A 24,532-nucleotide genomic window follows, 5' to 3' on the forward strand; every position below is an offset into this window, starting at 1 on the left:
TTCACAGCACCGTGAACGACTCCCTGACCTGTTCGTAGGTCCGTACCGCCTGCGTCTCGATCTCCTCGTGGTACCAGGTGCTGACCTGGTACGACTTCCCCTCCACGTCGAATCCGAGCAGCCGGGCGTGCCAGTGGGTGCCGTCCAGGGTGAAGGTGTACTCCCAGACGACCGCAGGGTGCCCCTGGTACGTCGTCTCCGCGAGGGTGATCTTCCGGTAGTCCTGGCCCTGGCGGGCGTTGCGCTCCGACTCCTCCCAGGTCTCCAGCAGGTCGCCGCGCGCGAGCGAGGACTTGGCCAGGAGTTCCTGCCTGCCGTCGGGCGACGTGTAGTGCACCTCGGCGCCCGTCTTCACGTCCCGGCGCCAGCCCTTGGGTGTCGCCCACGCGTATCCGCCCGCCTCCTCGTGCGCGCCGGGCGGCAGGCTGCGCGGGCGGGACGTGCCCTCGACCGTGGGTTCGGGGGTGGGTGCGGGAGTTGTTTCGGGTGGGGTGGGGGCGGCCGAGGTTGTTGCCGGCGACGATCCCGGAGTCGCCGTGTTCTTGTCGTCCGGTGAGCCTGCGGTCGAGGCCAGAACGATCCCCACCACCGCGCCCGCCGTGACCACACCGGCCGCCACCATGCCCGTACGACGGCGGCCCCGGCGCCGGTCGCGGCCCCGCCCGGGGTCGGACGGGCGCGCGGGGCCCGGGAGTTCGCCTTGCGGCAGTTGCGGTGGCACCGTCTGCGGGGCCGTCGGGAGGGCGGCCACCTGCCGCTCCGGGGTATGTCGTGGCTGCGCCGGCGGCTGGGTTCGGGTCTGTGTCCGTGCCTGTGTCTGTGTCTGTGTCTGTGTCTCTTCCCGCTCCTTCGTTCGGAGGAGGGAGACCCCGGCCTTGCGCACGGGTACCGCCGAACCGGCCTCGGACCGTATCTCGGAGGGGACTTCGGTGGAGGCGCTGGATGCCTCCGGGGAGGCAGCGTAGGAAGGGGTCCCCAGGACGGGGGTGGCTGCCGCGTGGGCGGCGGGGATCGCGTCCGTCGGCTCCGCGGGTTCAGGTGCGGGTTCGGGCACGGGTTCGGGTTCGGGTTCGGGTGCGAGTTCGGGTTGGGGCTCCGGCTGCTCGCGTGGCTGTCGTGCTGCCCGTACGAGTGGCGCGTCCAGGTAGGCGGGGGTCGGGGTGTCCTGGGGCGGCTGTACGGGGGTGAGGGGCGCCGTGTCCGGGCGGCCGTCCGGTATCTCCGGTTCCTTCGGCTCGGGCTCCTCTTCCGGCTCGGGCTCGGGCTCGGGCTCGGGTGTCGGCGTCGGTGTCGGTGTCGGTGCCGGGTACGCCACCGGGCGCAGTGCCAGCTCCACGTCCTCCAGTGCGGGCCTGGCCGACGGTTCCTTCTCCAGGAGGGCGGCCAGGATGTCGTGCAACGGGCCTGCGGCGGCCGGGAGTTCGGGGTCCTCGTACAGGACCGCGTGCAGCGTCGCCAGGGTCGTCTCGCGGGAGAACGGGGAGCGGCCGCCCAGTGCCGCGCAGAGTGTCGCGCCCAGCGACCACACGTCGGACGGCGGGCCCTGGTGCCGGCCCGACACACGCTCGGGGGCCATGTAGTCGGGGGAGCCGACGAGCATCCCGACCATCGTCAGGGCCTTCGCGTCCTGGATGGCGGCGATGCCGAAGTCAGTGAGGACGACCCGCTGGTCGCGTCGTTCCACGAGGACGTTGCCCGGTTTGATGTCCCGGTGGAGCACTCCCCCGGCGTGCACCTGGCGCAGCGCGGAGACCAGGCCGAGGCCGAGACGGGCCGTGTCGGCCGGGGCCAACGGGCCGTCCGCGACGAGGAGTTGTTCGAGGGAGCGGCCGGCGACCAGCTCCATGACGATCCACAGGCGCTCGCCCTCGTCCACGACGTCGTACACGCGCACGACGTTCAGGTGGTCGATCCTGGCCGTCGCCCTGGCCTCGCGGAGTGTGCGTTCGCGGCGGGTGCGGGTGTCCTCCGCGTCGAGTCCGTCGATCCGCATTTCCTTGACGGCCACCGGCCGGTCGAGCATTTCGTCGGCGGCTCGCCACACCCGCCCCATTCCCCCCTGTCCAATGCTTTCGACCAGCCGATATCGACCCGTCACCAGCAGACCTGGAGCACCGCCGCCCATATTCCCCGGCAATCCCCTGCACCCCCTCAACGCACGCCCCACCAGAACCACAATGGTCACACTTCGTGCCGTACCAGCATAGTGGTGACAAATCTTGTGGTACCTCTTCATGGACTGCGAATTCAGGCGCAGTCCAGGGGGATCCAAGGGGGACGAACATGAGTTCTGGTCGCACGACGGTCATCGCGGGATCGCTGCTCACGGCATCTTTCTCGGCCGTGATGATCCTTTCCTTCACCGCCAGCGCGGATGACCAGGGACCCGGTAGCAGCAAAGGGGGAAAGGCCGTTGACGAAGCGCCGGCGGGCGTCAAGTTGACCACGGAGCTGCCCGAGAGCATCTCGGTCGACAACAGTTCGAAGGAAACCGCGCTCACTGCCACGGTAAAGAACGAGGGGAGCAAGGAGAGCGGCGATATCCGGCTTCTGGTGGTCGGATTCGACGGTATGACGGTCAAGAACGTCCAGGGCTGTGCGGAGATTCCCGAAGGAGATCTTCCGGAAGGCTCGAACAGCGGTTTCAACTGCGCCGTCGGCAATCTCGCGGCCGGTAAGTCGAAGTCGTACGACGTGGAGGCGACGTACGACCTGGGCAAGACCGGCAAGATCTGCCTGCCCGTGCAGACGGCCGACGGTGCGAAGACGTACTGGCAGCAGGGCCCGGTCCCGTTCGGTACGACGAACCCGTCGCCGAACGCCCCGGCCACGCCGTTGCTGCTCGGCACCGACAACAAGCCGGTGGCGCCCGGGGGCGACGAGCTGCCGAGGACCGGCCCGGCGCGCGATCTGCTCCCGCTCGGCGCGGTCGGCGCGGCGCTGCTGTCCGCCGGGGCGGCGGGCATGTGGTGGTCGCAGCGGCGGCCCCAGCAGTCGCGTCAGCCGCAGGGCTGATCGGCACATGGAGGAGGGGGAGGCGGATTCCGCCTCCCCCTCCTCCGATTCTCTCAACCCGCCGTTATTCAGCTCTTGTTGACGAACTTCCACGCCGTCGGCAGTACGCCCATCGCCAGCGCCGCCTTCAACGCGTCGCCCAGCAGGAACGGGGTGAGGCCGGCGGCGATCGCCGCGCTCGCGCTCATGTCGGCGGCCAGGGCGAGGTACGGGACGCCGATCGCGTAGATGATCGCCTCGCCGATCAGCATCGTGCCCGCCATGCGCGGCACCGAGCGGTCGGCGCCACGGCGGGCCAGCGCGCCCACGGCGGCGGACGCGAGCAGCATGCCGAGGACGTAGCCGAAGGACACGGACGTGCCCGAGCCGCCCTCCGCGAACCACGGCACGCCCGCGAGACCGGCCAGGGCGTAGAAGGCGAGGGCGGCGAGGCCGCGGCCCGCGCCGAGTGCGGTGCCGACGAGGAGTGCGGCGAAGGTCTGCCCGGTCACCGGCACCGGCGAGCCGGGCACGGGGACGGCGATCTGGGCGGCGATCCCGACGAGCCCGGCGCCGCCGAGCACGAGCGCGGCGTCCCGGACGCGGGAGGCGGGGAGCAGGTCGGCGAGGACCTGGCCGGGGCGGGCGGGGGCGACGGCGGTTGCCATGGGGACTCCGCGGGGATGTGGGTGAGCGGCAAGGGACATCGTGACGCTATCCCAGCGTCCTCGGGCCGATCACCGTCAGCGCTCGACAAAGGGGGCGACGGAGGCTTGGTGGGCTTCGGACAAACGGTGGGGGTTACACGCGGTACGGCGTGATGCCGGTCACTGAGGTGGAGTGGTTCGGGCTACGGGGATGCGCGGGGCGGCTTCTGTAGGGTTCCGCCAATCCCGACAGTTGCCTGGACAGGTGCCGTCTCGCCCGCTGGTCGCCATCTGGGCAGCGGCGGACCGTTTTGCTAGCTTCGTGCGCATGGTCGCCCAGTCCCGGTACTTCTCGTCGCGTCGCTATGTCGACCTGCGACGCGTGGGCACGGCCACCTGTCGCCGCCCCGGGTGAGGCGGCTCCGGCGCGCCTCGCTCCACAGGACTCCCTGAGTCTTCACGACTTCCCGAGTCCCTACGAGACGGCGCAGTGTCGGACCCGTTCCCCGAGGATGATCGCCATGCCCCGTGCCGCGGCACCCACCCTTGCTTCTCCCTCCCCTTCTTCCCGTATACCTCGCGCCGCCGACCCCGACCGGCGCCGGACCAGCGCGAGTGTCGTTCTGCGGTCCGTGCTGGAGCACGGGCCGGTCGCGCGCAGCACCATCGCCCGGCTGACGGGGCTGTCGCCCGCGTCGGTGACGGACTACTGTGCGCGGTTCGCCGAACTCGGCCTGATCCGTGAGGAGTCCGCGCCCCGGCGGTCGAACGGGGTGGGGCGTCCGCACGTCCCCGTCGACCTGGACAGCTCCCGGTTCGTCGTGGGCGGAGTTCATGTGGCCGTGCCGTACACGACGGTCGCGCTGCTCGATCTGCGCGGACGGGTGGTGGCCCAGCGGGAGTTGAAGCACGAACGCACCGATCCCGGGTGGGTGCTGGCGCGGGCCGCCGAGGGACTGCGGGCACTGCTGGACAGCGTCCCCGCCTGCCGGGCCCTCGGGGTCGGCGTGGCCGTCGGCGGCTGGGTGGACCGGGAGTCCGGGACCGTCGTCGAGCACCCGATGCTGGGCTGGCGGGACGTGGCGGTACGGGATGTGCTGGGCGCCCGTACCGGGCTGCCGGTCCATGTGGACGGGCACGCGCGGGCGTTGGTCAACGGGGAGCGGCTGTTCGGGCCGGCGCGGGGCAGTGGGAGCGTGCTGCATCTGTTCGTCGGCAATGTGGTCGACGCGGCGTTCGCGACCAACGACGAGGTGCACCACGGTCCGCGTTCCCAGGCCGGTGCCATCGCCCATCTGCCGGTGCCGGGCGGTACGGAGGTCTGCGACTGCGGTCGTACGGGCTGCCTGCAGGCCGAGTTGAGCGAGCGGACGTTGTGCCGGCGGGCGCGGGAGGCGGGTGTCGTCGAGGGCACGAACCCCATGCACGTGGTCGCGGCGGCCGCTGCGGGCGACCAGGATGCCGTCGAGCTGCTGGTGCGGCGGGCGGGTGCCGTGGGGCGGGCGGCGCGGCTGCTGCTCGATGTGCTGAATCCGGAGACGGTGGTCGTGACCGAGGTCGGGACCATCTACCGCGAGGACTGCCTCGCCGCGCTGCGCGAAGGGGTCGGCGCCGACCGCGCGGCCTCCGTCGTGCCGACGAGTTTCCCGGATTCGGTGCTCGCGGTGGCGGGCGGTTCGGTGGCGCTCGATGTGCTGTACCGGGATCCGCTGGCCGCTTCGTCCGAGGCCGCTTCACCTGTGGCTATTTAATTCAGAAACTCCGAATGTTGACAGGGGTCAGGCATGACCGGGAGCATCGTTCTCATGAGCCTCTTCGTGAGCTGTCGCACCCTTTGTTGCTGACACGTCGCCCCTGTTGCTGACACGTTGCCGCGTGTGAAGCGCTCATTTCCTGCTGTGCCTTCTGTTCTTTCTGCGTGAATTCCTTTTCCGTTCCTGGGCCTCGCCCTGCCCGAATTCCGCATGCATTCCTGCCTTTCGACCTCACGGAGTACTCCCATGTCAGTCGACCGACGTCTCTTCCTCACCTCCCTGCTCGGCGCCGCGGCCGGTGTCACCGGGCTGAGCGGCTGCGCCGACAGCAGTGCCGCGGCCAGCACCAAGGGCGCCTCGACCGCCGCGCTCGCCGAAAAGGTCCCGGCCGGTACGAGTCTGAAGATCTCCTCGTATCTGAACACCCAGCAACTCCAGTTCAAGCTCGCCAAGTTGGGCGACCTGCCGTTCAAGGTGTCGACCTGGGCGAACATCGGGGCCGGTCCCGATGTCATCAACGCATTCCGTGCGGGCTCCCTCGATGTCGCCAACAACGCGGGTATTCCGCCGATCCAGGCGCATTACCAGGGATACGACGCGAAGATCGTCGCGATCAACGTCACCCGAAAGCCGAACTATCTCTTCGCGACCAAGCCCGGCAGCGACATCAAGTCGGTCGCCGACTTCAAGGGCAAGAAGCTCGCCTTCTCGCAGGGGCAGGCCCAGGGTGTCGTGCTCCTGCGGGCGTTGAAGCAGGCCGGGCTCGCCTACGACGAGGTCAAGCTCGTCCCGCTGACCAGCAACCAGTTCCTCACCGCCCTGCAGTCGGGCCAGGTGGACATCGCGCCGCTGGGCAACAGCCAGGCGCCCGCGTATATCGCGCAGTACGGCGCCAAGGGTGCCCGGACCATCAAGACGGACGTCGTCGACCTGCTCAACCTGCTGTGGGCGCCGGTCTCCGTGCTGAACGACCCCGCGAAGGCCGCCGCGATCGCCGCGTACATCCCGTACTGGGCCAAGGGCCAGGTGTGGGCGTACGAGAACCCGGACGCGTGGAACGAGGAGTTCTACGTCAAGACGCAGAACCTGACCCTCGCCCAGGCGCGGGCGATCACGGCGCTCGCCAACAAGCCGTTGTTCCCGCCGAGTTGGGACGAGGCGATCAAGTGGGAGCAGGAGACCGCCGATCTGCTCGCGGAGGGCGGCTTCGTGAAGAAGTTCGACGTGGGTTCGCTCTTCGACCATCGCTTCGAGGGCATCGCGGCCAAGTCCGTGACTGCGGAGTACCGGAGGTGACCGCCGTGACAACGTCCACGACATCGACATCGACATCGACATCGACATCGACTTCGACCTCGGCCTCAGCCGCGTCTGTCGTCGTCGGTGGGGAAGGCGGTGAAGGCGGGGAACTCGGCCAGGTCCGGCGGCGCCGGCGGCTCTCCCCCGGCAAGCGGCTGCCCGCCGCCCAGCTCATCGGGCCTGCCCTCTTCCTCGGCCTCTGGGCCGCCGCCTCCGCCGCCGGACAGCTCGACCCGGCCGCGATCCCGGCGCCCTGGACCGTGCTGAGGACCGGCGTCCATCTGTGGACCGACGGGACCCTGCCGACCGACATCCTGACCTCTCTGCGGCGGGCCGCCTCCGGCTTCGCGATCGGGCTGACCGCGGGCATCGTCCTCGCCCTGGCCTCCGGGCTCAGTCGGGTCGGCGAGGCGCTGATCGACGGGACGGTCCAGCTCAACCGGGCGATCCCGACCCTCGGTCTGATCCCGCTGTTCATCCTCTGGCTGGGCATCGGCGAGACGTTCAAGGTCGCGATCATCGCCATCGTCGTCTACATCCCGATCTACCTCAACACGCATTCCGCGCTGTCCGGCATCGACAGCCGGTTCGTCGAACTCGCCGAGGTGCAGGGGCTGTCGAGGCTCCAGTTCGTCCGGCAGATCGTCGTCCCCGGCGCACTGCCCGGCTTCTTCGTGGGCCTCAGGCTCGGGGTGACCGGTTCCTGGCTGGGGCTGGTCGTCCTGGAGCAGATCAACGCCACCAACGGACTCGGCTACATGATGTTCCAGGCCCAGAACTACGGCCAGAGCGATGTCATCCTCGTCGGCCTGGCCATCTACGGCATCTTCGGCCTGGCCTCCGACAGCGCGGTCCGTCTCATCGAACGGAGGGTGCTGTCATGGCGACGCACGCTGAGCAACTGACCCGGCCCGCCGTCCAACTCCGGGGTCTGACCCGGTCGTTCGACGGGCGGACGGTCCTCGACGGTATCGATCTCGACATCCCCGCCGGGCAGTTCGTCGCCCTGCTCGGGCACAGCGGGTCCGGCAAGAGCACCTTGTTGCGGGCGGTCGCGGGGCTCGATCACGAGGTGTCGGGGAGCGGCCGGCTTTCGGCCCCCGAGCGGGTGTCGGTGGTGTTCCAGGACGCGCGGCTGCTGCCGTGGCGGCGGGTGCTGGACAACGTACTGCTGGGGCTGGAGGGCAAGGAGGCCGCCGAGAAGGGGCGGGAGGCTCTGGCCGAGGTGGGGCTGAAGGGGCGGGAGCGGGCCTGGCCCAGTGAGTTGTCGGGTGGGGAGGCGCAACGGGCGGCTCTGGCGCGGTCGTTGGTGCGGGAGCCTGAACTGCTGCTTGCCGATGAGCCGTTCGGGGCGTTGGACGCGTTGACGCGGATCAGGATGCACGGGTTGCTGCGGGAGCTGTGGGAGCGGCACCGGCCGTCCGTTCTGCTCGTCACGCATGACGTGGATGAGGCTGTTGCTCTGGCCGAGCGGGTGCTGGTGCTGGAGGACGGGCGGATCGGGCTCGATCTCGCCATTGACCGGGAGGCGGCTGCGCGGGGCGAGTACCGGGCGCGGTTGCTTGCGGCGCTTGGCGTGACGGAGGACGTCCGGTGAGCGGCTTTTCTCGCCCCCGCCGCCCCTACCCGTCCCATCCCGTTCCTGGGGGCTGCCGCCCCCAGACCCCCGCTTCGGCCTGAACGGCCTCGTCCTCAAACGCCGGACGGGCTAAAAGATGCAAAGGAACCCCTATGCCTCGCCAACTCCACCTCAACGCCTTCCTCATGAGCACCGGGCACCACGAAGCCTCCTGGCGGCTGCCGGAGAGTGATCCGTACGCCCATGTCGAGCTGGACCACTACGTGCGGCTCGCGCGGATCGCCGAGCGTGGCACGTTCGACTCCCTCTTTCTCGCCGACAGTCCGCAGTTGTGGGGCAATATCGCCCAGCGGCCCGCCGGTGCCCTCGAACCGCTCACTCTGCTCACCGCCCTCGCCACGGCGACCACCCACATCGGGCTGATCGCCACCGCCTCCACCTCCTACAACTCGCCCTACAACCTGGCCCGGAAGTTCGCCTCGCTCGACATCATCAGCGGAGGCAGGGCCGGCTGGAACATCGTCACCACTGCCGGGGCCGAGGCCGCCCGGAACTTCGGGCTCGACGCCGAGCCCGCGCACGCCGAGCGGTACGCGCGTGCCGCCGAGTTCCTCGATGTGGCGGGCAAGCTCTGGGACAGCTGGGAGGACGACGCCATCGTCGCCGACAAGGCTGCCGGGGTCTGGGGCGACGACTCCAAAGTGCATCCGCCCCGGCACAAGGGGAAGTACTTCAGCGTCGAGGGCGGTCTCAACGTGCCGCGTGCGCCTCAGGGTTACCCGCTGCTCGTGCAAGCCGGGTCGAGTGAGGACGGGAAGGGGTTCGCCGCGCGGTACGCGGAGGCCGTGTTCACCGCTCAGCAGACCATCGAGGACGCGCAGGCCTTCTACGCCGACCTCAAGTCCCGTACGGCGGCGGCCGGTCGGGACCCCGACCACATCAAGGTGCTGCCCGGCATCGTTCCGGTGCTGGGCGGCACGGAGGCCGAGGCGCTGGCCAACGAGCAGGTCCTGGAGGACCACATCGTGTACGCGCATGGTGTGGAGCGACTGGAGGGGCTTCTCCAACTGCCCGCTGGAACACTGGAGTTGGATGGGCTTCTCCCCGCCGATCTGCCTCCCGAGAGTGCCATCGAAGGCGCCAAGAGCCGCTACACGCTCGTCGTCGAGCTGGCCCGGCGTGAGCGGCTCACCGTGCGGCAGCTCATCGGGCGGCTCGGTGGGGGGCGCGGGCATCTCACCTTCGCCGGTACGCCCGAGCAGGTCGCCGACGAGATCGAGGCCTGGTTCACGCGCGGTGCCGCCGACGGGTTCAACATCATGCCCGCGGTCCTGCCGTCCGGTCTCGACGCCTTCGTCGACCACGTCGTCCCGATCCTGCGTGCCCGAGGTCTGCTCCGTACGGAATACGGGCCGCGCCGGACCCTGCGCGAGAGGTACGGCCTCCCTCGCCCCGCCAACCAGTACACCGCCAAGCCCGCTCTCGTCTGACCAACCCCGATCTGGAAGGAACCCGCACATGTCCGGCATTGAAATCCAGAAGGTCACCGCCAACATCGGCGCCCGGGTGTCCGGTGTGGACATCTCCAAGCCCCTCGACGAGGTGCAGGTCGCCGCGATCCGCGAGGCCCTCAACGTCCACAAGGCGCTGGTCTTCGACGAGGTGAACCTGGACGACGAGGGTCAGCAGGCCTTCGTCCGCCACTTCGGCGACCTCACCACCGCCCACCCCACCGTGTCGGCCGTCGACGGCGCCCCGAACGTGCTGCCGGTCGACAGTGAGCGCGGCCGGGCCGCCAACCACTGGCACACCGACGTCACGTTCGTCCTCAACCCGCCGCAGGCCAGCACCCTGCGCAGCATCACGATCCCGCCGTACGGCGGTGAGACGCTCATCGCCAGCTCCGCGGCCGCGTATCGCGACCTGCCGGAACCCCTGCGGCAGTTGGCCGACAATCTGTGGGCCGAGCACACCAACGACTACGACTACGCGGTCCCGGACGAGGAGCTGGACGAGCAACAGGCCGCCCAGCGCGCCCAGTTCACGTCCATCAACTTCCGTACCGCGCACCCGGTGGTCCGCGTCCACCCGCTGACCGGCGAACGCGGGCTGTTCATCGGCGGGTTCGCGCAGCGGATCGTCGGGCTGTCGGCCGGCGAGTCCCGCAAGATCCTGGACATCCTCCAGGCCTACGTCACCCGCCCGGAGAACATCCTGCGCCACCGCTGGTCCCCCAACCAGCTCGTCCTCTTCGACAACCGGATCACCCAGCACTACGCCATCGACAACTACGACGGACAGCCGCGCCGCCTGCACCGCGTGACCATCGCCGGTGACATCCCGGTCGGCATCGAGGGCAAGGAGAGCTACTCGATCGCCGGGGACGCCTCGCACTACACCTCGGTCGCCGCCTAGGCCTGCCCGTCAGCGACAAAAAGTCTCAGCAGCAAAAAGACCCTCGCGTGAGTCACGTGAGGGTCTTTTTGTTGCTAGCGTGTAGTTGCAAGCTATGTGCAATAAGAGGTCGAGGGGACCCCGCATGCCCGTGTACACGCTTCCCGAGCTGCCGTACGACTACTCCGCGCTCGCGCCCGTGATCAGCCCCGAGATCATCGAGCTGCACCACGACAAGCACCACGCGGCGTATGTGAAGGGGGCCAACGACACGCTTGAGCAGCTCGCGGAGGCGCGCGACAAGGAGGCGTGGGGCTCGGTCAACGGCCTGGAGAAGAACCTGGCCTTTCATCTCTCCGGGCACATCCTGCACAGCATCTACTGGCACAACATGACCGGCGAGGGCGGCGGTGAGCCGCTCGCCGCCGACGGTGTCGGTGACCTCGCGGACGCGATCACCGAGTCGTTCGGTTCGTTCGCCGGCTTCAAGGCGCAGCTCACCAAGGCCGCCGCGACCACCCAGGGCTCCGGCTGGGGCGTCCTCGCCCACGAGCCGCTCTCCGGTCGTCTGATCGTCGAGCAGGTCTACGACCATCAGGGCAACGCCGGTCAGGGCTCGACCCCGATTCTCGTGTTCGACGCCTGGGAGCACGCCTTCTACCTCCAGTACCGGAACCAGAAGGTCGACTTCATCGACGCCATGTGGGCCGTCGTCAACTGGCAGGACGTCGCGAAGCGCTACGCCGCCGCCAAGTCCCGTACGGATGTGCTGCTGTTGGCGCCCTGACCGCGCCGACGGCTGTGAAGCGTCCTGCCTCGTGATCGTCTTCTCAACCTTCACCGGCAGGCGGAATGACGGGAGGCCCCCGCGAGGACGTGACTCGCGGGGGCCTCCCCCATGGTGGCCGGGGCCTCAGAGGTTGCTGAAGTCCGGGCCCTTCGTGCGGGTGCGCTTTATCTCGTAGAAGCCGGGGACCGAGGCGACCAGGAGGGTGCCGTCCCACAGCTTGGCGGCCTCCTCGCCCTTCGGGGCCGGGGTGACGACCGGGCCGAAGAAGGCGATCTGCTCGCCGTCGGCGCCGGGGACCGCGATCACCGGGGTGCCGACGTCCTGGCCGACCTTGGTGATGCCCTCCTTGTGGGAGGCGCGCAGCTCGGCCTCGAACTCGAAGTCCTTCTGCTCGGCGTAGTCGATCAGGTCGGCGGGGAGGCCGACGTCGGCGAGGGCGCCCGCGATGGACTCCAGGGTCAGGCCCTCCTCGTTGTTGTGGACACGCGTGCCCAGGGCCGTGTAGAGGGGGCCTACGACGTCGGCGCCGTGCTTCTGCCAGGCCGCCGTCACGACCCGTACGCCCAGCCATGCCTTCACCGCGAGCATCTCGCGGTACTCCTCGGGCAGCTCGTCGAGCCGCTCCTCGTTGAGCACCGCCAGGCTCATGACGTGCCAGCGGACCTCGATGTCGCGGACCTTCTCCACCTCCAGGACCCACCGGGAGGTCATCCAGGCCCAGGGACAGAGCGGGTCGAACCAGAAGTCGACGGGGGTCTTGGTCGAGCTCGTCTCGGACATGGGTCTCCTAGGTAAAAGTGGGCTTCCAACAGGCAACGTATCCCCGCCACCGTCGCATTCCCGGGTGTCCGGTGTCAGTGGTGCGTGGCAGGATCGGTGCTGGTCGGCCGTACTGATGACAATCGAGGGAGTGCTCGGTGCCCGGTGAGAATCTGTCCCGCGACGAGGCCCGGGAGCGGGCCGCTCTGCTGTCCGTCGACGGGTACGAGGTGTTCCTCGATGTGCGGTCCGCCGTGGGGGACTCAGGGAGCGGTGGCGGGGCTCGGACTTTTCGGTCCGTGACCACCATCCGGTTCCGGTGTGCCGAGCCCGGTGCCGCCAGTTTCGCCGATCTTGTCGCGCCCAGTGTGACGGCCGTCTCCCTCAACGGGCGGGATCTCGACCCGGGGGCCGTCTTCGACGGCACGCGCGTCCTGCTGGAGGATCTCGCCGCCGAGAACGAGCTGGTGGTCGACGCCCAGTGCGCCTACTCCCGCACCGGCGAGGGCCTGCACCGCTTCGTCGACCCCGAGGACGGCGAGGTGTATCTGTACACGCAGTACGAGCCCGCCGACTCGCGTCGCGTCTTCGCCAACTTCGAGCAGCCCGACCTGAAGGCCCCCTTCCGGTTCGAGGTGCGCGCCCCTGAGGGGTGGGTCGCGTGGAGCAATGGCCTCGGGGAGCTGGTTGACGGTGTGTGGCGGTTCGCCGAGACCAAGCCCATCTCCACCTACATCACCGCCATCCTCGCCGGGCCCTATCACTACGTCACCGACTCGTACTCCCGGACCTTCGCCGACGGTACGACGCTGGACATCCCCCTCGGTGCCATGTGCCGCAAGGGGCTCGCCCCCTACTTCGACTCCGACGACGTCTTCCTCGTCACCAAGCAGGGGCTGGACTTCTTCCACGACCACTTCGACTACCCGTACCCCTTCGGGAAGTACGACCAGGCCTTCGTGCCCGAGTACAACCTCGGCGCGATGGAGAACCCGGGACTCGTCACCTTCCGCGAGGAGTTCATCTTCCGGGGGAAGGTGACACAGGCCGCGTACGAGCGGCGGACGAACGTCATCCTGCACGAGATGGCCCACATGTGGTTCGGCGACCTCGTCACCATGGAGTGGTGGGACGACCTCTGGCTCAAGGAGTCCTTCGCCGACTTCATGGGCGCCTCCTCCCTCGTCGAGGCGACCCGTTTCACCAACGGCTGGGTCACCTTCGCCAACAACCGCAAGTCCTGGGCCTACCGCGCCGACCAGCTCCCCTCCACGCACCCCATCACGGCCGACATCCGCGACCTGGAGGACGCCAAGCTCAACTTCGACGGCATCACCTACGCCAAGGGCGCCTCCGTACTCAAGCAACTCGTGGCGTACGTCGGACGGGACGCGTTCCTCGAAGGCGCGCGGCGGTACTTCAAGCGGCACGCGTACGGCAACACGCGCCTCGGTGATCTGCTGTCGGCGCTGGAGGAGACCAGCGGGCGGGACCTGGCCTCCTGGTCGCGTGCCTGGCTGCAGACCGCCGGGGTCAACTCCCTCACCCCGCAGGTGCTGTTGAGCGCGGACGGGCTGATCACCGAGCTGGCCGTGCTCCAGGAGGCCGCCGAGTCGCACCCCGAACTGCGCCCGCACCGGGTGGCCGTCGGGCTCTACCGGCGTTCCCCCGAAGGAGCGTTGGAGCGGTATGCGCGTGCCGAGGTCGATGTCGACGGGCCCCGTACGGTCGTCGGGGAGCTGGCCGGGAGCGACGCCCCCGAGCTGGTGCTCGTCAACGACGACGACCTGACGTACTGCAAGATCCGGTTCGACGAAGGGTCGTTGGACACGCTGCGGGCGCAGCTCGGTGACCTCACCGACCCGCTCGCCCGCGCCCTGTGCTGGTCCGCGCTGTGGAACCTCACCCGGGACGGGCTGATGCCGGCCCGGGACTTCGTCGACCTGGTGCTGCGGTTCGCGGGGCGCGAGTCGGACATCGGCGTCCTCCAGATGCTGCACGCCTGGGCGGGCTCCGCGCTCACCCACTACGCGGCCCCCGACTGGCGGGCGACCGGTGAACGCCTGCTCGCCGAGGGCGCGTTGAAGGAACTGCGGCTCGCCGAACCGGGCAGCCAGCACCAGCTGACCTGGGCCCGCTTCCTCGCGGTCGTGGCCTCCAACGAGGCCGATCTCCAGCTGCTCCAGGGGCTGTTGGAGGGCACGGCGAAGATCGACGGCCTGGACGTCGACCAGGAGCTGCGGTGGGCGCTGCTGGAACCGCTGACCTCGCACGGCGTCGCCGACGAGAAGACGCTCGCCGCCGAACTCGCCCGCGACGACACGGCGTCCGGCAAGCGCCACCAGGTCCGCTGCCTCGCCGCCCGCCCCTCGGCGGCGGTCAAGGCGCAGGCCTGGGCGCAGGTCGTCGAGTCGGACTCCCTCTCCAACGCCCTCGTCGAGGCCACCATCTCGGGCTTCGTCCAGGGCTCGCAGCGGGAGCTGCTCGCACCGTACGCGGAGAGGTACTTCGCGGTGATCGAGCGGATCTGGGCCGACCGGTCGATCCAGATCGGGATGGATGTCGTACGGGGCCTGTTCCCGTCCCTCCAGGACTCGCCGGGGACCCTGGCGGCGACGGACGAGTGGCTGGCGGACCGGGCCGACGCGGCGCCCGCCCTGCGGCGCCTGGTTCTGGAGGCGCGGGACGATCTGGCCCGTGCGCTGCGGGCACAGGCGTGCGATGTGACAGCGGTCCGATGACCGAACAAATTGGTGGTTTGAGAAGGCACCCCTGGAGCAGGTGTGCCCCTGGGGTGCCGGGGACGGTGATGTCGAGAAAGAAGTGAAGGACCTGCAAGGGGGGAAGTCGAAGTGTTCGAGTCCGAAGTCGACGCGCGCGTGGATGAGTTGGTGCGCGGACTACGGCGTATCACGGGGGCACTGCTGGTGATGGCGTCCGCACATCCGGACGCGGCAAGGGCACGCGAACTCGCGGTGGCGGCAAACGTGTTGACCACGGACGTGCTGTCACGGCTGGACGAGAAGGCCGGGGACGCCGGGGACGCGGTGGTGGTGGCCGGGGAGGACGGCTTACCGCCCTCCCCGGCCACCACCGGCTCGACGGCGATCGGCACGCTCGTCGAGCGCTATCCACCGGACCACGCGCACCATCCGGCCCAACCCGTGTTACTGGACCCGGAGTTGCCGTACGAGAAGTGGCGGCATTTACACCGGCTCACCTATCGGCGCCCGGCCGCCTTCGACTCCGCGCCCTACTGGAACGATCCGACGCCCCACCTCGGCAGACCCGTCCGCTGGGGAGTGGCGTCGAGCGCCACGGTCGTACGGCGGATGCGCCATCACTACGTGACCATGCGGGACCTCGACAGCCATGCGGGCCGGCTGGTGCAGCGGATGCTCCACGCCTCCCGGGCGATCCTCGAAACCCGGGCCGTACAGGGGGACTTGTTCGGCGGTGGGCAGTTGCCCGACCGGCACGAACTGGAGCGGAAGCTGGAGCGGGCGCAGTGGAACGCCGCCGTGCTGGCCGCCCGACGCGGTGACACGGCGTTGCCCCAACTCGAAACGATCCTGCGGGACTTCGAGATCCTGGCCCGCGCCATCCTGGAACTGGACGATCTGTACCGCACCAGACCTGCGCACCCGACCGCCGAGGGCCGCCTCGCCGACGCCCTGCACGGCACCGGCGCCCTGATCCGCCACTGGCCACCTGGCATGGACCTCTCAGGCCCCTCCGACCCCACCGTTACCGAACCCGGTCACTCGCCCCCGTAACCCCCGGATGGACCAGCGTCTTTCGGCACTCGAACGCTTGCACTTTAGGGCGAGCTTGTCCGGAATTGTCGACGGGCGTGTAACAGCGGTTAGGGGACGGATCGGACACGGGAAAGCCGGAGTCATGACCCACAACACCCCGCTCTCCCCCAGCCCCCGCCCCCTCCGCCACCTGTCGCACGTACAGCGCCGGGTACTGACCGCCGCCCAACTGCGGGCGCACGGCGTCACGGCCGCCGAGGCGAACGAGCAGTGCCGGTCCAGCGGGCCCTGGCAGCAGCTCCTGCCGGGCGTGTTCCTGCTGCACCCGGCGCCGCCCACCAGCGAGGAGCGGCTGCACTCGGTACTGCTGTACGCGGCGAAGGAGCGGGCGGCGACGACGGGGGTCCCGGCCCAGCCGGACTGCGAGGAGCCGTACCGGGAGCGCGGGCGGCCGGTCTACACCGAGGCCATGATCACCGGCCTGGCCGCACTCGCCCTGCACGGCTTCTCGGCCGCGCCGCCGCTCCTCTCCCTCGACGCCTTCGACGTCCTGGTCCCCCGGCTGCGTCGCCTCCGCTCGACGGGCTGCGTCCGCATCCTGCGCACCTCGGCCCTGCCGACGCCCGAGGTGATCGAGGGGATCCCGGTCGCCCCGGTCGCGCGCGCCCTCGCCGACGCGGTGGCCGGACTCACGGACGCGGGTGCCGTACGCCGGCTGCTGACCGACGCGGTGCGCGGCGGGCACTGTGAACCGGCTTCGGTGGTACGGGAGTTGAACCAGGCGCGGCTGCTGAGCCGCCCGCATGTCGTGGACGCGGTCGACTCCCTGCTGGCGGAGGGCCGGGCGATCGCGGAGGACCGCCTCTACCGGATGGTGCGCGAGCACGGCCTCCCGGACCCGGTCTGGAACGTCGATCTGCGGCTGCCCGGCGGCCCGTGTCTCGGCGGCGTCGACGCGTACTGGCCCGACCACGCGGTGGCGGTGGAACTGGACACGCGCACCCCGCGCCAGGGCTACCGCCAGTTCGGGCAGGAGGACGACGCGCTGTGGTCGGAGTACGCCCGTAAGCGCGAGCACCTGGAGCGGCTGGGCATCACGGTCGTCCACATCACCCCGCGCAAGCTCCGCGAGGCGATCGAGCAGCAGGCAACTGTCGTACGTACGGCTCTTATGGCGTCGGGGGACCGCGAGCCGGCGGCGTACGTCGTGGTGCTGCCCCGGTAGTGACGGACCGGGCAGAACCAGGAGGGGAGAGGAGGGGCCGCCGGGAGACCGGGGGCCCCTCCTCGTGTACGGGAGAACAACGGGGATCACTGGTCGAGTTCCGGTTCTACGACCCTCCGCAGAACTCCGCCTCGATGATCTTCATGCTGCCGACTCCCCAGTCGTCGTTGAAGTTGAGGGCGAGGGAGTGCTTGCCGTCGGCCGTGGTGACCGCCTCGGAGTTGGAGCCGTGGAGGCCGCCGCTGTGGCCCCAGATCTCGACGCCGCAGGTGAGCTTGCGTACGAAGATGCCGAGGCCGTAGTCGCCTCCGACCAGTGGGGCCGGGAACGTGGCCTTCATCTCGGCGAGTTGGGCGGCGGGCAGGAGCTTGCCGCGCAGCAGCGCCGAGGTGAAGCGGTTGAGGTCACCGGTGGTGGAGATGAGCTCGCCCGCGGAGTTGGCCCAGGAGGGGTTCATCTCGGTGACGTCGTAGATCCTGCCGCCGGGCAGCTCGAACTTCGAGTACGCCCGGCTGCTGGGCTGCGGGACGCCGGGGTCCGTACCCGGCATGTACGTGCCGTGCAGACCGAGCGGCCCGATGACACGTGCGCGGACCTCGTCGCCGTACGAGTTGCCGGTCACCTTCTTGATGACCATCCCGGCGTGCAGGTAGTTGGTGTTGGAGTAGGACCAGGAGGTGCCCGGCGCGAAGGACGGCTTGTGGCTCATGGCGATCGTCATGAGTTCGGCCGGGGTCCAGGTGCGGTAGCGGTTCTTGGCGAAGGTCTGCGGCAGGAAGAGCGCCAGTTGGAAGGCGAGGTCGTCCGTGTAGTCGAAGATGCCGCTGGTGTGGTTGAGGAGCTGGCGGACGGTGATGCGGGTGCCGTCGTGGCCGTTGCCGTGCACGACTCCGGGCAGCCATTTGTCGACGGTGTCGTCGAGCGAGAGCCGTCCCTCGGCCTCCAGTTGGAGCAGGACGGTCGCGATGAAGGTCTTCGTGATGCTGCCGGCGCGGTACCGGTCGTCGGCGTTGCGCGGCTGCTTGGTCTTGAGGTTGCCGACGCCCGCGGTCGCCTTCCAGACGCCGTGCTCGTCTGCGACCTGGACGACGACACCGGTGAGGCCGGCTTCGACCGCGTCGTCCATGGCTTTGCGGGTGGCGTCGTGGGCGTCGGCCCGTCGTTCGGAGCGGGCCTGTCGTTCGGCGGGCGCCGCCACGGCGGTGGGCGCGGTGAGCGCTCCCGCCGCGACGACGACCGCCGCGACGATTCCGACCAGCCCCTTGTGCATTGACATGTCGTACTCCCTTGCCGTTCTTGCTGCTCAGGAGGTGTGACGGGGTGAATGGTCGGAAGGTTGCGAGGATTGTGCGGGTTAGGAGTTTTTCGGCCTTTGTGTGATTAATTCCGTGCCGAGGCTACTTCTTGCCGCAGTACTCCGCCTCGACGACCTTCACCGGGTCGCCGCTCCAGTCGCCGTTGAAGTTGAAGGCGAGGGAGTGCTTGCCGTCGGCCGTGGTGCCCGCGAAGGAGCTGGAGCCGTGGATGCCGCCGCTGTGACCCCAGATCGTGACCCCGCAGCTCAACTCGTTCTCGATGAGCCCGAGGCCGTAGCGCCCGTCGACCACCTCGGCGGGGACGGTCGTCTTCATCTCGGCGAGCTGCTTCGCGGGCAGGACCTTGCCGCGCAGGAGCGCCGAGTAGAAGCGGTTCAGATCACCGGGGTTGGAGATGATCTCGCCCGCCGAGTTGGCGGCGGAGGGGTTGAACTCGGTGACGTCGTAGATCTTGCCGGTGGTGTTCTCGGCGAGCTGCGAGTAGGCGCGGCTGCTGGGCTGGGGGACGCGGTGGTCCGTACCCGGCATGTACGTGCCGTGGAGTCCGAGCGGCTCGATGACGCGTGCGCGGACCTCGTCGCCGTACGACTTGCCGGTCACCTTCTGGATGACCATCCCGGCGAGCGTGTAGTTGGTGTTGGAGTACCCCCAGCCGGCACCCGGGGCGAACTCGGGCTGGTGACCCATGGCGATGCCGACGATCTCGTCCGGGGTCCAGGTGCGGTACTTGTTCTTGAAGAAGTTCTCCGGGAGGAAGATCTCGCTCTGGACGTACTCGTCGTCGGTGTAGTTGAAGATCCCGCTGGTGTGGTTGAGGATCTGACGGAGGGTGATCTTCCGTCCGTCGTGTCCGTTGCCGCGCACGACTCCGGGCAGCCACTTGTCGACGGTGTCGTCGAGCGACACCCGCCCCTCGGCCTCCAGTTGAAGCAGGACGGTCGCGATGAAGGTCTTCGTGATGCTGCCGGCGCGGAAGTTGTCGTGGGCGCTGCGCGGCTGCTTGGTCCTGAGGTTGCCGACCCCCGCGGTCGCCTTCCAGACCCCGTGCCGATCCTTGGCCTGAAGGGCCACACCGGGTACGCCGTCCTTGACGGTGGCGTTCATGGCCTTCCGGGTGGCCTCGTGCCCGCCGCTCCGCTCGCCCGGTGCGGCCATGGCGGGCGCCGCGAACGCCCCTGCCGCGACGGCGATCGCCGCAGCCATCCCGACCAGCCTCTTGTTGACCGGCCCCTTGTTGGCTGACATGCCGTTCCCCCTTGTTCTGGTTGCTGCTGACAGTCGGGGGGAGGGACACGGTGACCTGACCGGAGGTTGACAGGGGCGGGGTGGTTGGGCGCGTTTCAGCCTTTTGGTGAGTTGAGCCGGGCGCGGACGGTTTTGCCAACGCCGGCGCGCAGGAACCAGTCGAGCGAGTCGGTGAGTTGCTGTACGACGGTCAGTCCACGTCCCCGTTCGCTGAGGTCCCGGGGCCTGACCTCGGGGAACGCGAGCACGGGGTCGGACACCTCGATGGACAGTGCTCCATCGTCCAACTCGACGATGCGCAGGCGCAGTTCATGGCCGGGGATTCTGCCGTGGACGACGGCGTTGGCGACGAGTTCAGAGGTGACCAGGACGGCGTCTTCGATGTCGCCGGGCCAGTTCCACATGGCGAGGCGGCGGCGGACGTGTAGGCGGGCGAGTTGGACGCTTCGCGGGGTCATGGGGTAGCCCATCGTCCAGTCGTGGGTGAGGAGGGATTGCGGGTCAGGCATGGGGGCACCTTTCGGGCTTGGGTTGCCCAACCAAGGTGGCCAGACTGCTGGTTCACCTGCAATCGAAACCCACTCGAATATTCGGCGTGGATGAAATTGGACTATGCGGGGTTCTGCGCAATCGCCTGCGCAGTGTGCACACAGCGTGCCAGACTCGCTGCACAACGTTAGTAACACGCACAGGAACACAAGGACGGTGCACATGGCGGCCAAGCGCGGGCGGACGGGGCAGCGACTCGAACTTGGGCTTCAGCTCCGCCAGTTGCGCGAGAACTGCGGCCTCGGGGACCGAGGGGCCGGCTTCACACGCAAGCAGGCGATCCAGGGCACGCGTATCTCCGAGGCCGCGTTGCAGAGGATCGAGACCGGCTCCCTCAACTTCCGCAACGTGGGCGACCTTCGGAAGCTGCTGGACAGGTACGGCGTCACCGACGACGATGTCATCGAGTCGTTGATCAACCTCAACAAGGAGTCCGCCAACCGTGACTGGATCACGCAGTACCGAGGCGTAATGCCAGCGGGGATGCCCGGCTTCGTCGGGCTCGAACCCGAGGCCCGCAGCATGAGGGCGTACCACCCGACACTGGTCTACGGCCTGCTCCAGACGGCGGGGTACGCACAAGCGGTGCTCGAACTGCACAAGCCCGTTGAGGAGACCACCTCGGAATTCATCCGCAGCAGCGTGGAGGTACGGATGAAGCGCCAGGAGGTGCTCACCCGGGAGGACCCAGTGAGGCTCCGCGTCATCCTTGGAGAGGCTGCTCTGCGGTACCCGGTTGGAGGTGCGGATGTGATGCGCGAGCAGTACGCGCGGATCGAGAAATTGTCCGCCTGGGACCACATCTCCATTCAGGTGTTGCCGTTCCGATCGAGCTATCGCGCCGCGCACGACTTCGCGATTCTCGATTTCGGCGATCAACTGCCTCCGCGCGTCCAGGCCGACAACGCCTGGGGGGCCATGTCCACGTCGGACAAGCCTCGCGAAGTCGACCGCTTCACCCGCCGCTTCGACTCGATGGTGGCCTCGGCACTTCCTCCCGAGGACACCTCCGCCTTCCTCCACCGACTAGAACGAGAGTTGTAGATTCCATGCCCACTCACCCGACCGCCTCCGACCTCGCGCCCCAGGAAGCCTGGCGCAAGTCGTCCTACAGCGACGGAACCGGCAACAACTGCGTCGAGACAACCGGCCTCGTTCCGGCCGTCGACATAGCCGTCCGCGACTCCAAGAACCCGGAGGGGCCTGCCCTACTGCTCCCGGCCACGGCGTGGTCGGCTTTCGTCACCCACGTACGCGAGGGAGAGCTGTAGAGCATGTCGACTCGTCCCTCCGCCTACGCCTGGTTCAAGTCGTCCTACAGCGACGGCACGGGCCAGAACTGCCTCGAAGCAGCACGCCAAGTCGCAGCCCCCGGCATAGCCATCCGCGACTCCAAGAACCCCACGGGCCCCGCCCTCCACCTCTCCCCCACCACCTGGACCGCCTTCGTCGCGCACCTCTGAGGACAGGAGCCCTCCTTGCCGATGCCGGACGAGAAGTGGTCCGCCGGGTCGTTGCGGATCGCCAGTCGGACGATCAGCGCGGACGAGATCTCCGAGGTCTTGGGGATCGAGCCGGACCAGGCAGTCGAACAGGGCAACGTGTGGATCCGTACCAGCGGTCTCAGCAACGACCGCTGGCCCGACGAACACATCGCCGCGCTGATCAGGCCCCTGGACGGACGCCACGACGCGCTTCGCCGGCTCGCTGCCGACTGCGAGATCGAGCTGTTCCTCGGCTTCGGCAGCGAGAGCGGGCAGGGCGGATGCGTACTGCCGGCCGGTCTGTTGAAGGAGATCGGCCTGCTGGGAATCGATGTCGTGCTGGATCTTTATCCGCCGACGCCCGAGGACGTGCCCTCCACGACAGGTTGAACAGGCAGGCCCGTCGGCGCACGTCACACCTGAGTCCGCCGGTCCCTGAACCAGCGACCGCGCCGGCTCGCACGCTTTGCGCGGCGCCTCTCCCACTCGCCCCGGGCGTCGAAAACCGCCTTCTCCAGCAAGGAGTCCTCCGCTTCCGGGGCCCATTCGACGGCCATCTCGGCGAGGACGCCCTCGAGGTCCGCGTCGGCGACCCAGAAGTCGTCCGTACGCAGGTCCTCCACCGCCCACAGACTCGGATCATCGCTGATGTAGAAGGCCCAGCAGTCGTTGATCTCGACGGCCAGCAGCAGATACGCGCCCGCGTACTCGCCCCCGCCGATCAAGCCGACCCTCCCGCTCGGGGGCCACTCAGACCTGTTCACGCCGTTGATTGTCACCCCTTCCTCAGCACCAACTCCACGTTCCGATCCCCCGCACCCCCCGACAGATCCATCCGCGCCCCCGGCGCATTGAACGACAACTCCCGGTACAGCGCCGCCAGCCCCGTCTGCGACAGGTCCGCGTAGTCCGTCGCGTGTGGTGCCGCCGATTCCACCAGCGTCGTGAACAGCGAGATCGTGCCGTCCTTGTTGTCCGTCAGCTCGATCACTCGGGCCAGTTGGGGGAAGTCGATGTGCGATGCCGTCGAGATCTCCCAGAACGAACGGCCGTCCGGCGCCGAGTGCGGGGTGATGACGTTGCGGTGGATGTGGCCGTTCACCCACGCCAGGACGTTGCTGTGGCTGCCCAGCAGGGCCACCACGTCCGCTCCGTTGTGGCGGCGTTCGTTCGGGTGGGCCGGGTCCTTGTGCGTGTTGGTCATCGACTCGCTGGTGTGGTGGCTGAAGACGACCGCGTACGAGTCGGCGTTCTCCCGCAACGTCCGGTCCAGCCAGCGCAGTTGGGCCGAGCCGATCGAGCCCTGGTAGTGGCCGCCCGGGTCCGTCGTGTCGATGCTGATCCCGATCACGTCGTCCGAGATGCGGAACGTGTAGTACTGGGTTCCCGCGTCCAGGTTGGCTGTTGAGTAGCCGTGGCCCACCGGGCCCACCCCCGCGTACGCCGGGTCCAGGTGTGCCTTCAGGTACTCCGTCCTCGTGAACGGGGCCCTCTTCTCGTCCGGGGTCACCGAGCGCAGGTCGCGTGCGTGGGCCTGGATCAGTTCCCGGAAGTGGATGCCCTTCGGGTCGTCGGAGCTTCTGATCTCGTCCTGGAGGGCCTTGCTGCGTGCCGCCGGGAGATCCATCAGCTTCTTGCCGCCCACCGCGAAGTCCGTGAGGAACGGGTCGCTGTGGGAGGCGTAGCAGCCCATGGGGAGGGAGTCGTGGTTGCCGACCGTCGAGTACCAGGGCAGGTTCAGGCCGGGGCTGCGGACCTCGCGGATCGCCGCTTCCAGGAAGCCCTCGATGTGCGGGAAGCCGTGCTTCTTGTCGGTGTCGCGGGTCGTCGCGTCCGGCTGCCAGTACAGCGGGAGGCCGCTGTTCTGGACGCCCTCGTACTGGCGCGGGTCGCCCGTGTTCGGCGTCATCCGGCCGCCGCTCATCACCTTCATGAACCACTCCAGCTCGGAGCGGGCGTTGTTGTCCGTGTTGTCGCCCGTCGTCATCACGAAGTGGAGGGGGGAGCCGGTCACCGGGGCTCCGCGCAGTGCGTTGATCCGCTCCACGAGCGAGATCGCGCCCTGCACCGACAGCGCCTCGTGCGGGCGCCAGGCGTGTATGTCGGCCGAACGCATGAACTCCTGGCGCAACGGGTGCTGTACGTCGGTCAGGTGCAGGTCCGTGAACTGGACGAAGGCCGCCATCGTGGTCCGGCGGGCGGCCCGGGCCGCGTGCGCGGACGCCAGCTCCGTACGCACCACCCGCCCCCACGCCGGGCCGTCACCCAATCGGCGGTAGGCGCCCGAGCCGAGGGGCGCGGAGACGGTGTTGAGCGTGGTGCCCCGGGTGAACGGGGCGAGCGCGGCCGGCGCCGCCTGGCGGGACACGGCCACCGGGCCGTCGGCTGCTGCGGCTTCGGCCACCGTGGCGGCCTGGCTGTCACTGGGCCGCAGGGCGTAGCCGACGCCCGCCGAGACGGACACCGCCCCGGCCGCGGCGAGTACCGTACGTCGATGGACGCCCAGCGTGGAGCTGGCGACAGAGCGTGTGCGCGACATGGCGCGATCTCCCCGAGTGCGAACGCGTCGGAAGTGGTCACGGGCGATCGCAGTCGCGAACGTCCCGCTCACTCTGGATGCTTGGCACCGGGAATGACCTGCGCGTGAACTCGACAGCAACGCGCGACACCGATCACCGTACGTGGATCTTGGGCCACCCGGCCCGTTCACGACCGCACGGCGAACGGCCCGGAGTCGGT

At 69.0% G+C, this 24,532-nt stretch carries 23 protein-coding genes and 1 pseudogene; 16 read left to right on the top strand and 8 right to left on the bottom strand.

All coding sequences use genetic code 11. The annotated features are described in order from the left end of the window. Position 1: 1 nt before the first annotated feature. Entirely contained in the window at positions 2 to 2,053 is a 2,052-nt protein-coding gene (locus tag ACFYXF_RS27895) for a serine/threonine-protein kinase (protein ID WP_389353435.1), read from the bottom strand. Positions 2,054 to 2,283: 230 nt separating this feature from the next. Here ACFYXF_RS27895 and ACFYXF_RS27900 point away from each other — a divergent pair, with 230 nt between their 5' ends. After that, positions 2,284 to 3,015 (top strand): hypothetical protein, encoded by a 732-nt coding sequence (locus ACFYXF_RS27900; RefSeq protein ID WP_389353437.1) that lies wholly within the window; start codon positions 2,284 to 2,286, stop codon positions 3,013 to 3,015. Between the two features lie 68 nt (positions 3,016 to 3,083). Here ACFYXF_RS27900 and ACFYXF_RS27905 read toward each other — a convergent pair whose 3' ends face one another. Further along, positions 3,084 to 3,662 (bottom strand): biotin transporter BioY, encoded by a 579-nt coding sequence (locus tag ACFYXF_RS27905; RefSeq protein ID WP_389353439.1) that lies wholly within the window; start codon positions 3,660 to 3,662, stop codon positions 3,084 to 3,086. A 500-nt stretch (positions 3,663 to 4,162) separates the two neighbouring features. Between ACFYXF_RS27905 and ACFYXF_RS27910 the strand changes: the two genes are divergently transcribed. The 8 genes and pseudogenes from ACFYXF_RS27910 to ACFYXF_RS27945 all read left to right on the top strand — a co-directional run bounded on the left by ACFYXF_RS27910 (position 4,163) and on the right by ACFYXF_RS27945 (position 11,454). Further along, positions 4,163 to 5,392: an ROK family protein gene (locus ACFYXF_RS27910; RefSeq protein ID WP_389353441.1), complete on the top strand. Its 1,230-nt coding sequence runs from the start codon at positions 4,163 to 4,165 to the stop codon at positions 5,390 to 5,392. Between the two features lie 249 nt (positions 5,393 to 5,641). After that, positions 5,642 to 6,691 carry an ABC transporter substrate-binding protein gene (locus tag ACFYXF_RS27915; RefSeq protein WP_389353443.1) on the top strand — a complete coding sequence of 350 codons (1,050 nt, stop codon included), beginning with the start codon at positions 5,642 to 5,644 and terminating at the stop codon, positions 6,689 to 6,691. Then, a complete protein-coding gene (locus ACFYXF_RS27920; protein ID WP_389353445.1) occupies positions 6,688 to 7,599 on the top strand; it encodes an ABC transporter permease in 912 nt (303 codons plus the stop codon). Before ACFYXF_RS27915 ends, ACFYXF_RS27920 begins: the two co-directional genes overlap by 4 nt. Continuing rightward, positions 7,575 to 8,291: an ABC transporter ATP-binding protein gene (locus ACFYXF_RS27925; protein ID WP_389353447.1), complete on the top strand. Its 717-nt coding sequence runs from the start codon at positions 7,575 to 7,577 to the stop codon at positions 8,289 to 8,291. Before ACFYXF_RS27920 ends, ACFYXF_RS27925 begins: the two co-directional genes overlap by 25 nt. Next, positions 8,237 to 8,408 (top strand): annotated as a pseudogene (locus tag ACFYXF_RS27930) (cobyrinic acid a,c-diamide synthase); the annotation flags it as partial. The gene ACFYXF_RS27925 and the pseudogene ACFYXF_RS27930, both read left to right, overlap by 55 nt. A gap of 17 nt (positions 8,409 to 8,425) precedes the next feature. Then, a complete protein-coding gene (locus ACFYXF_RS27935) occupies positions 8,426 to 9,763 on the top strand; it encodes an LLM class flavin-dependent oxidoreductase (RefSeq protein WP_389353449.1) in 1,338 nt (445 codons plus the stop codon). A gap of 28 nt (positions 9,764 to 9,791) precedes the next feature. Continuing rightward, positions 9,792 to 10,688 carry a TauD/TfdA dioxygenase family protein gene (locus tag ACFYXF_RS27940; protein WP_389353450.1) on the top strand — a complete coding sequence of 299 codons (897 nt, stop codon included), beginning with the start codon at positions 9,792 to 9,794 and terminating at the stop codon, positions 10,686 to 10,688. 124 nt (positions 10,689 to 10,812) lie between these two features. After that, complete coding sequence (locus tag ACFYXF_RS27945; RefSeq protein ID WP_389353452.1) at positions 10,813 to 11,454, top strand: superoxide dismutase; 642 nt, start codon at positions 10,813 to 10,815, stop codon at positions 11,452 to 11,454. Positions 11,455 to 11,580: 126 nt separating this feature from the next. Here ACFYXF_RS27945 and ACFYXF_RS27950 read toward each other — a convergent pair whose 3' ends face one another. Beyond that, complete coding sequence (locus ACFYXF_RS27950; protein WP_389353455.1) at positions 11,581 to 12,237, bottom strand: DsbA family protein; 657 nt, start codon at positions 12,235 to 12,237, stop codon at positions 11,581 to 11,583. Positions 12,238 to 12,374: 137 nt separating this feature from the next. Between ACFYXF_RS27950 and pepN the strand changes: the two genes are divergently transcribed. From pepN to ACFYXF_RS27965, 3 genes are all read left to right on the top strand, one after another. Then, positions 12,375 to 14,957, top strand: a complete 2,583-nt coding sequence (pepN, locus tag ACFYXF_RS27955) for an aminopeptidase N (protein ID WP_389353457.1) — start codon at positions 12,375 to 12,377, stop codon at positions 14,955 to 14,957. A 111-nt stretch (positions 14,958 to 15,068) separates the two neighbouring features. Further along, a complete protein-coding gene (locus ACFYXF_RS27960; protein WP_389353458.1) occupies positions 15,069 to 15,992 on the top strand; it encodes a hypothetical protein in 924 nt (307 codons plus the stop codon). 124 nt (positions 15,993 to 16,116) lie between these two features. Next, a complete protein-coding gene (locus ACFYXF_RS27965) occupies positions 16,117 to 17,199 on the top strand; it encodes a hypothetical protein (RefSeq protein WP_389353460.1) in 1,083 nt (360 codons plus the stop codon). A gap of 106 nt (positions 17,200 to 17,305) precedes the next feature. On the opposite strand, the gene ACFYXF_RS27970 is transcribed toward ACFYXF_RS27965, so the two are convergent. From ACFYXF_RS27970 to ACFYXF_RS27980, 3 genes are all read right to left on the bottom strand, one after another. Then, positions 17,306 to 18,475 (bottom strand): serine hydrolase domain-containing protein, encoded by a 1,170-nt coding sequence (locus tag ACFYXF_RS27970; protein WP_389353462.1) that lies wholly within the window; start codon positions 18,473 to 18,475, stop codon positions 17,306 to 17,308. A 121-nt stretch (positions 18,476 to 18,596) separates the two neighbouring features. Beyond that, a complete protein-coding gene (locus ACFYXF_RS27975; RefSeq protein ID WP_389353464.1) occupies positions 18,597 to 19,760 on the bottom strand; it encodes a serine hydrolase domain-containing protein in 1,164 nt (387 codons plus the stop codon). A gap of 95 nt (positions 19,761 to 19,855) precedes the next feature. Continuing rightward, the gene (locus ACFYXF_RS27980) at positions 19,856 to 20,269 is read right to left on the bottom strand and encodes an ATP-binding protein (protein WP_389353466.1); all 414 of its coding nucleotides are present in this window, start codon (positions 20,267 to 20,269) and stop codon (positions 19,856 to 19,858) included. 202 nt (positions 20,270 to 20,471) lie between these two features. On the opposite strand from ACFYXF_RS27980, the gene ACFYXF_RS27985 reads away from it, so the two are divergent. The 4 genes from ACFYXF_RS27985 to ACFYXF_RS28000 are packed head-to-tail and all read left to right on the top strand — an operon-like array spanning position 20,472 to position 22,183. Then, positions 20,472 to 21,353, top strand: a complete 882-nt coding sequence (locus ACFYXF_RS27985; RefSeq protein ID WP_389353468.1) for a helix-turn-helix domain-containing protein — start codon at positions 20,472 to 20,474, stop codon at positions 21,351 to 21,353. A gap of 5 nt (positions 21,354 to 21,358) precedes the next feature. Beyond that, complete coding sequence (locus tag ACFYXF_RS27990; RefSeq protein WP_389353470.1) at positions 21,359 to 21,580, top strand: DUF397 domain-containing protein; 222 nt, start codon at positions 21,359 to 21,361, stop codon at positions 21,578 to 21,580. A 3-nt stretch (positions 21,581 to 21,583) separates the two neighbouring features. Beyond that, positions 21,584 to 21,772, top strand: coding sequence for a DUF397 domain-containing protein (locus ACFYXF_RS27995; protein WP_389353472.1), 189 nt, complete (start codon positions 21,584 to 21,586; stop codon positions 21,770 to 21,772). 21 nt (positions 21,773 to 21,793) lie between these two features. Further along, on the top strand, positions 21,794 to 22,183 hold the full coding sequence (locus ACFYXF_RS28000) for a DUF4279 domain-containing protein (RefSeq protein WP_389353474.1): 390 nt from the start codon (positions 21,794 to 21,796) through the stop codon (positions 22,181 to 22,183). 23 nt (positions 22,184 to 22,206) lie between these two features. Here ACFYXF_RS28000 and ACFYXF_RS28005 read toward each other — a convergent pair whose 3' ends face one another. Beyond that, positions 22,207 to 22,557, bottom strand: coding sequence for a hypothetical protein (locus ACFYXF_RS28005; RefSeq protein ID WP_389353476.1), 351 nt, complete (start codon positions 22,555 to 22,557; stop codon positions 22,207 to 22,209). Positions 22,558 to 22,568: 11 nt separating this feature from the next. Then, positions 22,569 to 24,332 (bottom strand): TIGR03767 family metallophosphoesterase, encoded by a 1,764-nt coding sequence (locus ACFYXF_RS28010; RefSeq protein WP_389353478.1) that lies wholly within the window; start codon positions 24,330 to 24,332, stop codon positions 22,569 to 22,571. Positions 24,333 to 24,532 lie beyond the last annotated feature (200 nt).

It is taken from the genome of Streptomyces sp. NPDC002680 (assembly GCF_042889145.1).
GTDB classification, from domain to species: Bacteria; Actinomycetota; Actinomycetes; order Streptomycetales; family Streptomycetaceae; genus Streptomyces; species Streptomyces adonidis.

Coding starts and splice junctions, on each gene's coding strand:
- ACFYXF_RS27965 (WP_389353460.1), top strand. CDS start 16,117: ATGACCCACAACACCCCGCTCTCCCCCAGCCCCCGCCCCCTCCGCCAC.
- ACFYXF_RS27925 (WP_389353447.1), top strand. CDS start 7,575: ATGGCGACGCACGCTGAGCAACTGACCCGGCCCGCCGTCCAACTCCGG.
- ACFYXF_RS27895 (WP_389353435.1), bottom strand. CDS start 2,053: ATGGGGCGGGTGTGGCGAGCCGCCGACGAAATGCTCGACCGGCCGGTG.
- ACFYXF_RS27995 (WP_389353472.1), top strand. CDS start 21,584: ATGTCGACTCGTCCCTCCGCCTACGCCTGGTTCAAGTCGTCCTACAGC.
- ACFYXF_RS28000 (WP_389353474.1), top strand. CDS start 21,794: ATGCCGGACGAGAAGTGGTCCGCCGGGTCGTTGCGGATCGCCAGTCGG.
- ACFYXF_RS27970 (WP_389353462.1), bottom strand. CDS start 18,475: ATGTCAATGCACAAGGGGCTGGTCGGAATCGTCGCGGCGGTCGTCGTC.
- ACFYXF_RS27985 (WP_389353468.1), top strand. CDS start 20,472: ATGGCGGCCAAGCGCGGGCGGACGGGGCAGCGACTCGAACTTGGGCTT.
- ACFYXF_RS28010 (WP_389353478.1), bottom strand. CDS start 24,332: ATGTCGCGCACACGCTCTGTCGCCAGCTCCACGCTGGGCGTCCATCGA.
- ACFYXF_RS27935 (WP_389353449.1), top strand. CDS start 8,426: ATGCCTCGCCAACTCCACCTCAACGCCTTCCTCATGAGCACCGGGCAC.
- ACFYXF_RS27915 (WP_389353443.1), top strand. CDS start 5,642: ATGTCAGTCGACCGACGTCTCTTCCTCACCTCCCTGCTCGGCGCCGCG.
- ACFYXF_RS27910 (WP_389353441.1), top strand. CDS start 4,163: ATGCCCCGTGCCGCGGCACCCACCCTTGCTTCTCCCTCCCCTTCTTCC.
- ACFYXF_RS27950 (WP_389353455.1), bottom strand. CDS start 12,237: ATGTCCGAGACGAGCTCGACCAAGACCCCCGTCGACTTCTGGTTCGAC.
- ACFYXF_RS27975 (WP_389353464.1), bottom strand. CDS start 19,760: ATGTCAGCCAACAAGGGGCCGGTCAACAAGAGGCTGGTCGGGATGGCT.
- ACFYXF_RS27940 (WP_389353450.1), top strand. CDS start 9,792: ATGTCCGGCATTGAAATCCAGAAGGTCACCGCCAACATCGGCGCCCGG.
- ACFYXF_RS27900 (WP_389353437.1), top strand. CDS start 2,284: ATGAGTTCTGGTCGCACGACGGTCATCGCGGGATCGCTGCTCACGGCA.
- ACFYXF_RS27905 (WP_389353439.1), bottom strand. CDS start 3,662: ATGGCAACCGCCGTCGCCCCCGCCCGCCCCGGCCAGGTCCTCGCCGAC.
- ACFYXF_RS27980 (WP_389353466.1), bottom strand. CDS start 20,269: ATGCCTGACCCGCAATCCCTCCTCACCCACGACTGGACGATGGGCTAC.
- ACFYXF_RS27945 (WP_389353452.1), top strand. CDS start 10,813: ATGCCCGTGTACACGCTTCCCGAGCTGCCGTACGACTACTCCGCGCTC.
- ACFYXF_RS27990 (WP_389353470.1), top strand. CDS start 21,359: ATGCCCACTCACCCGACCGCCTCCGACCTCGCGCCCCAGGAAGCCTGG.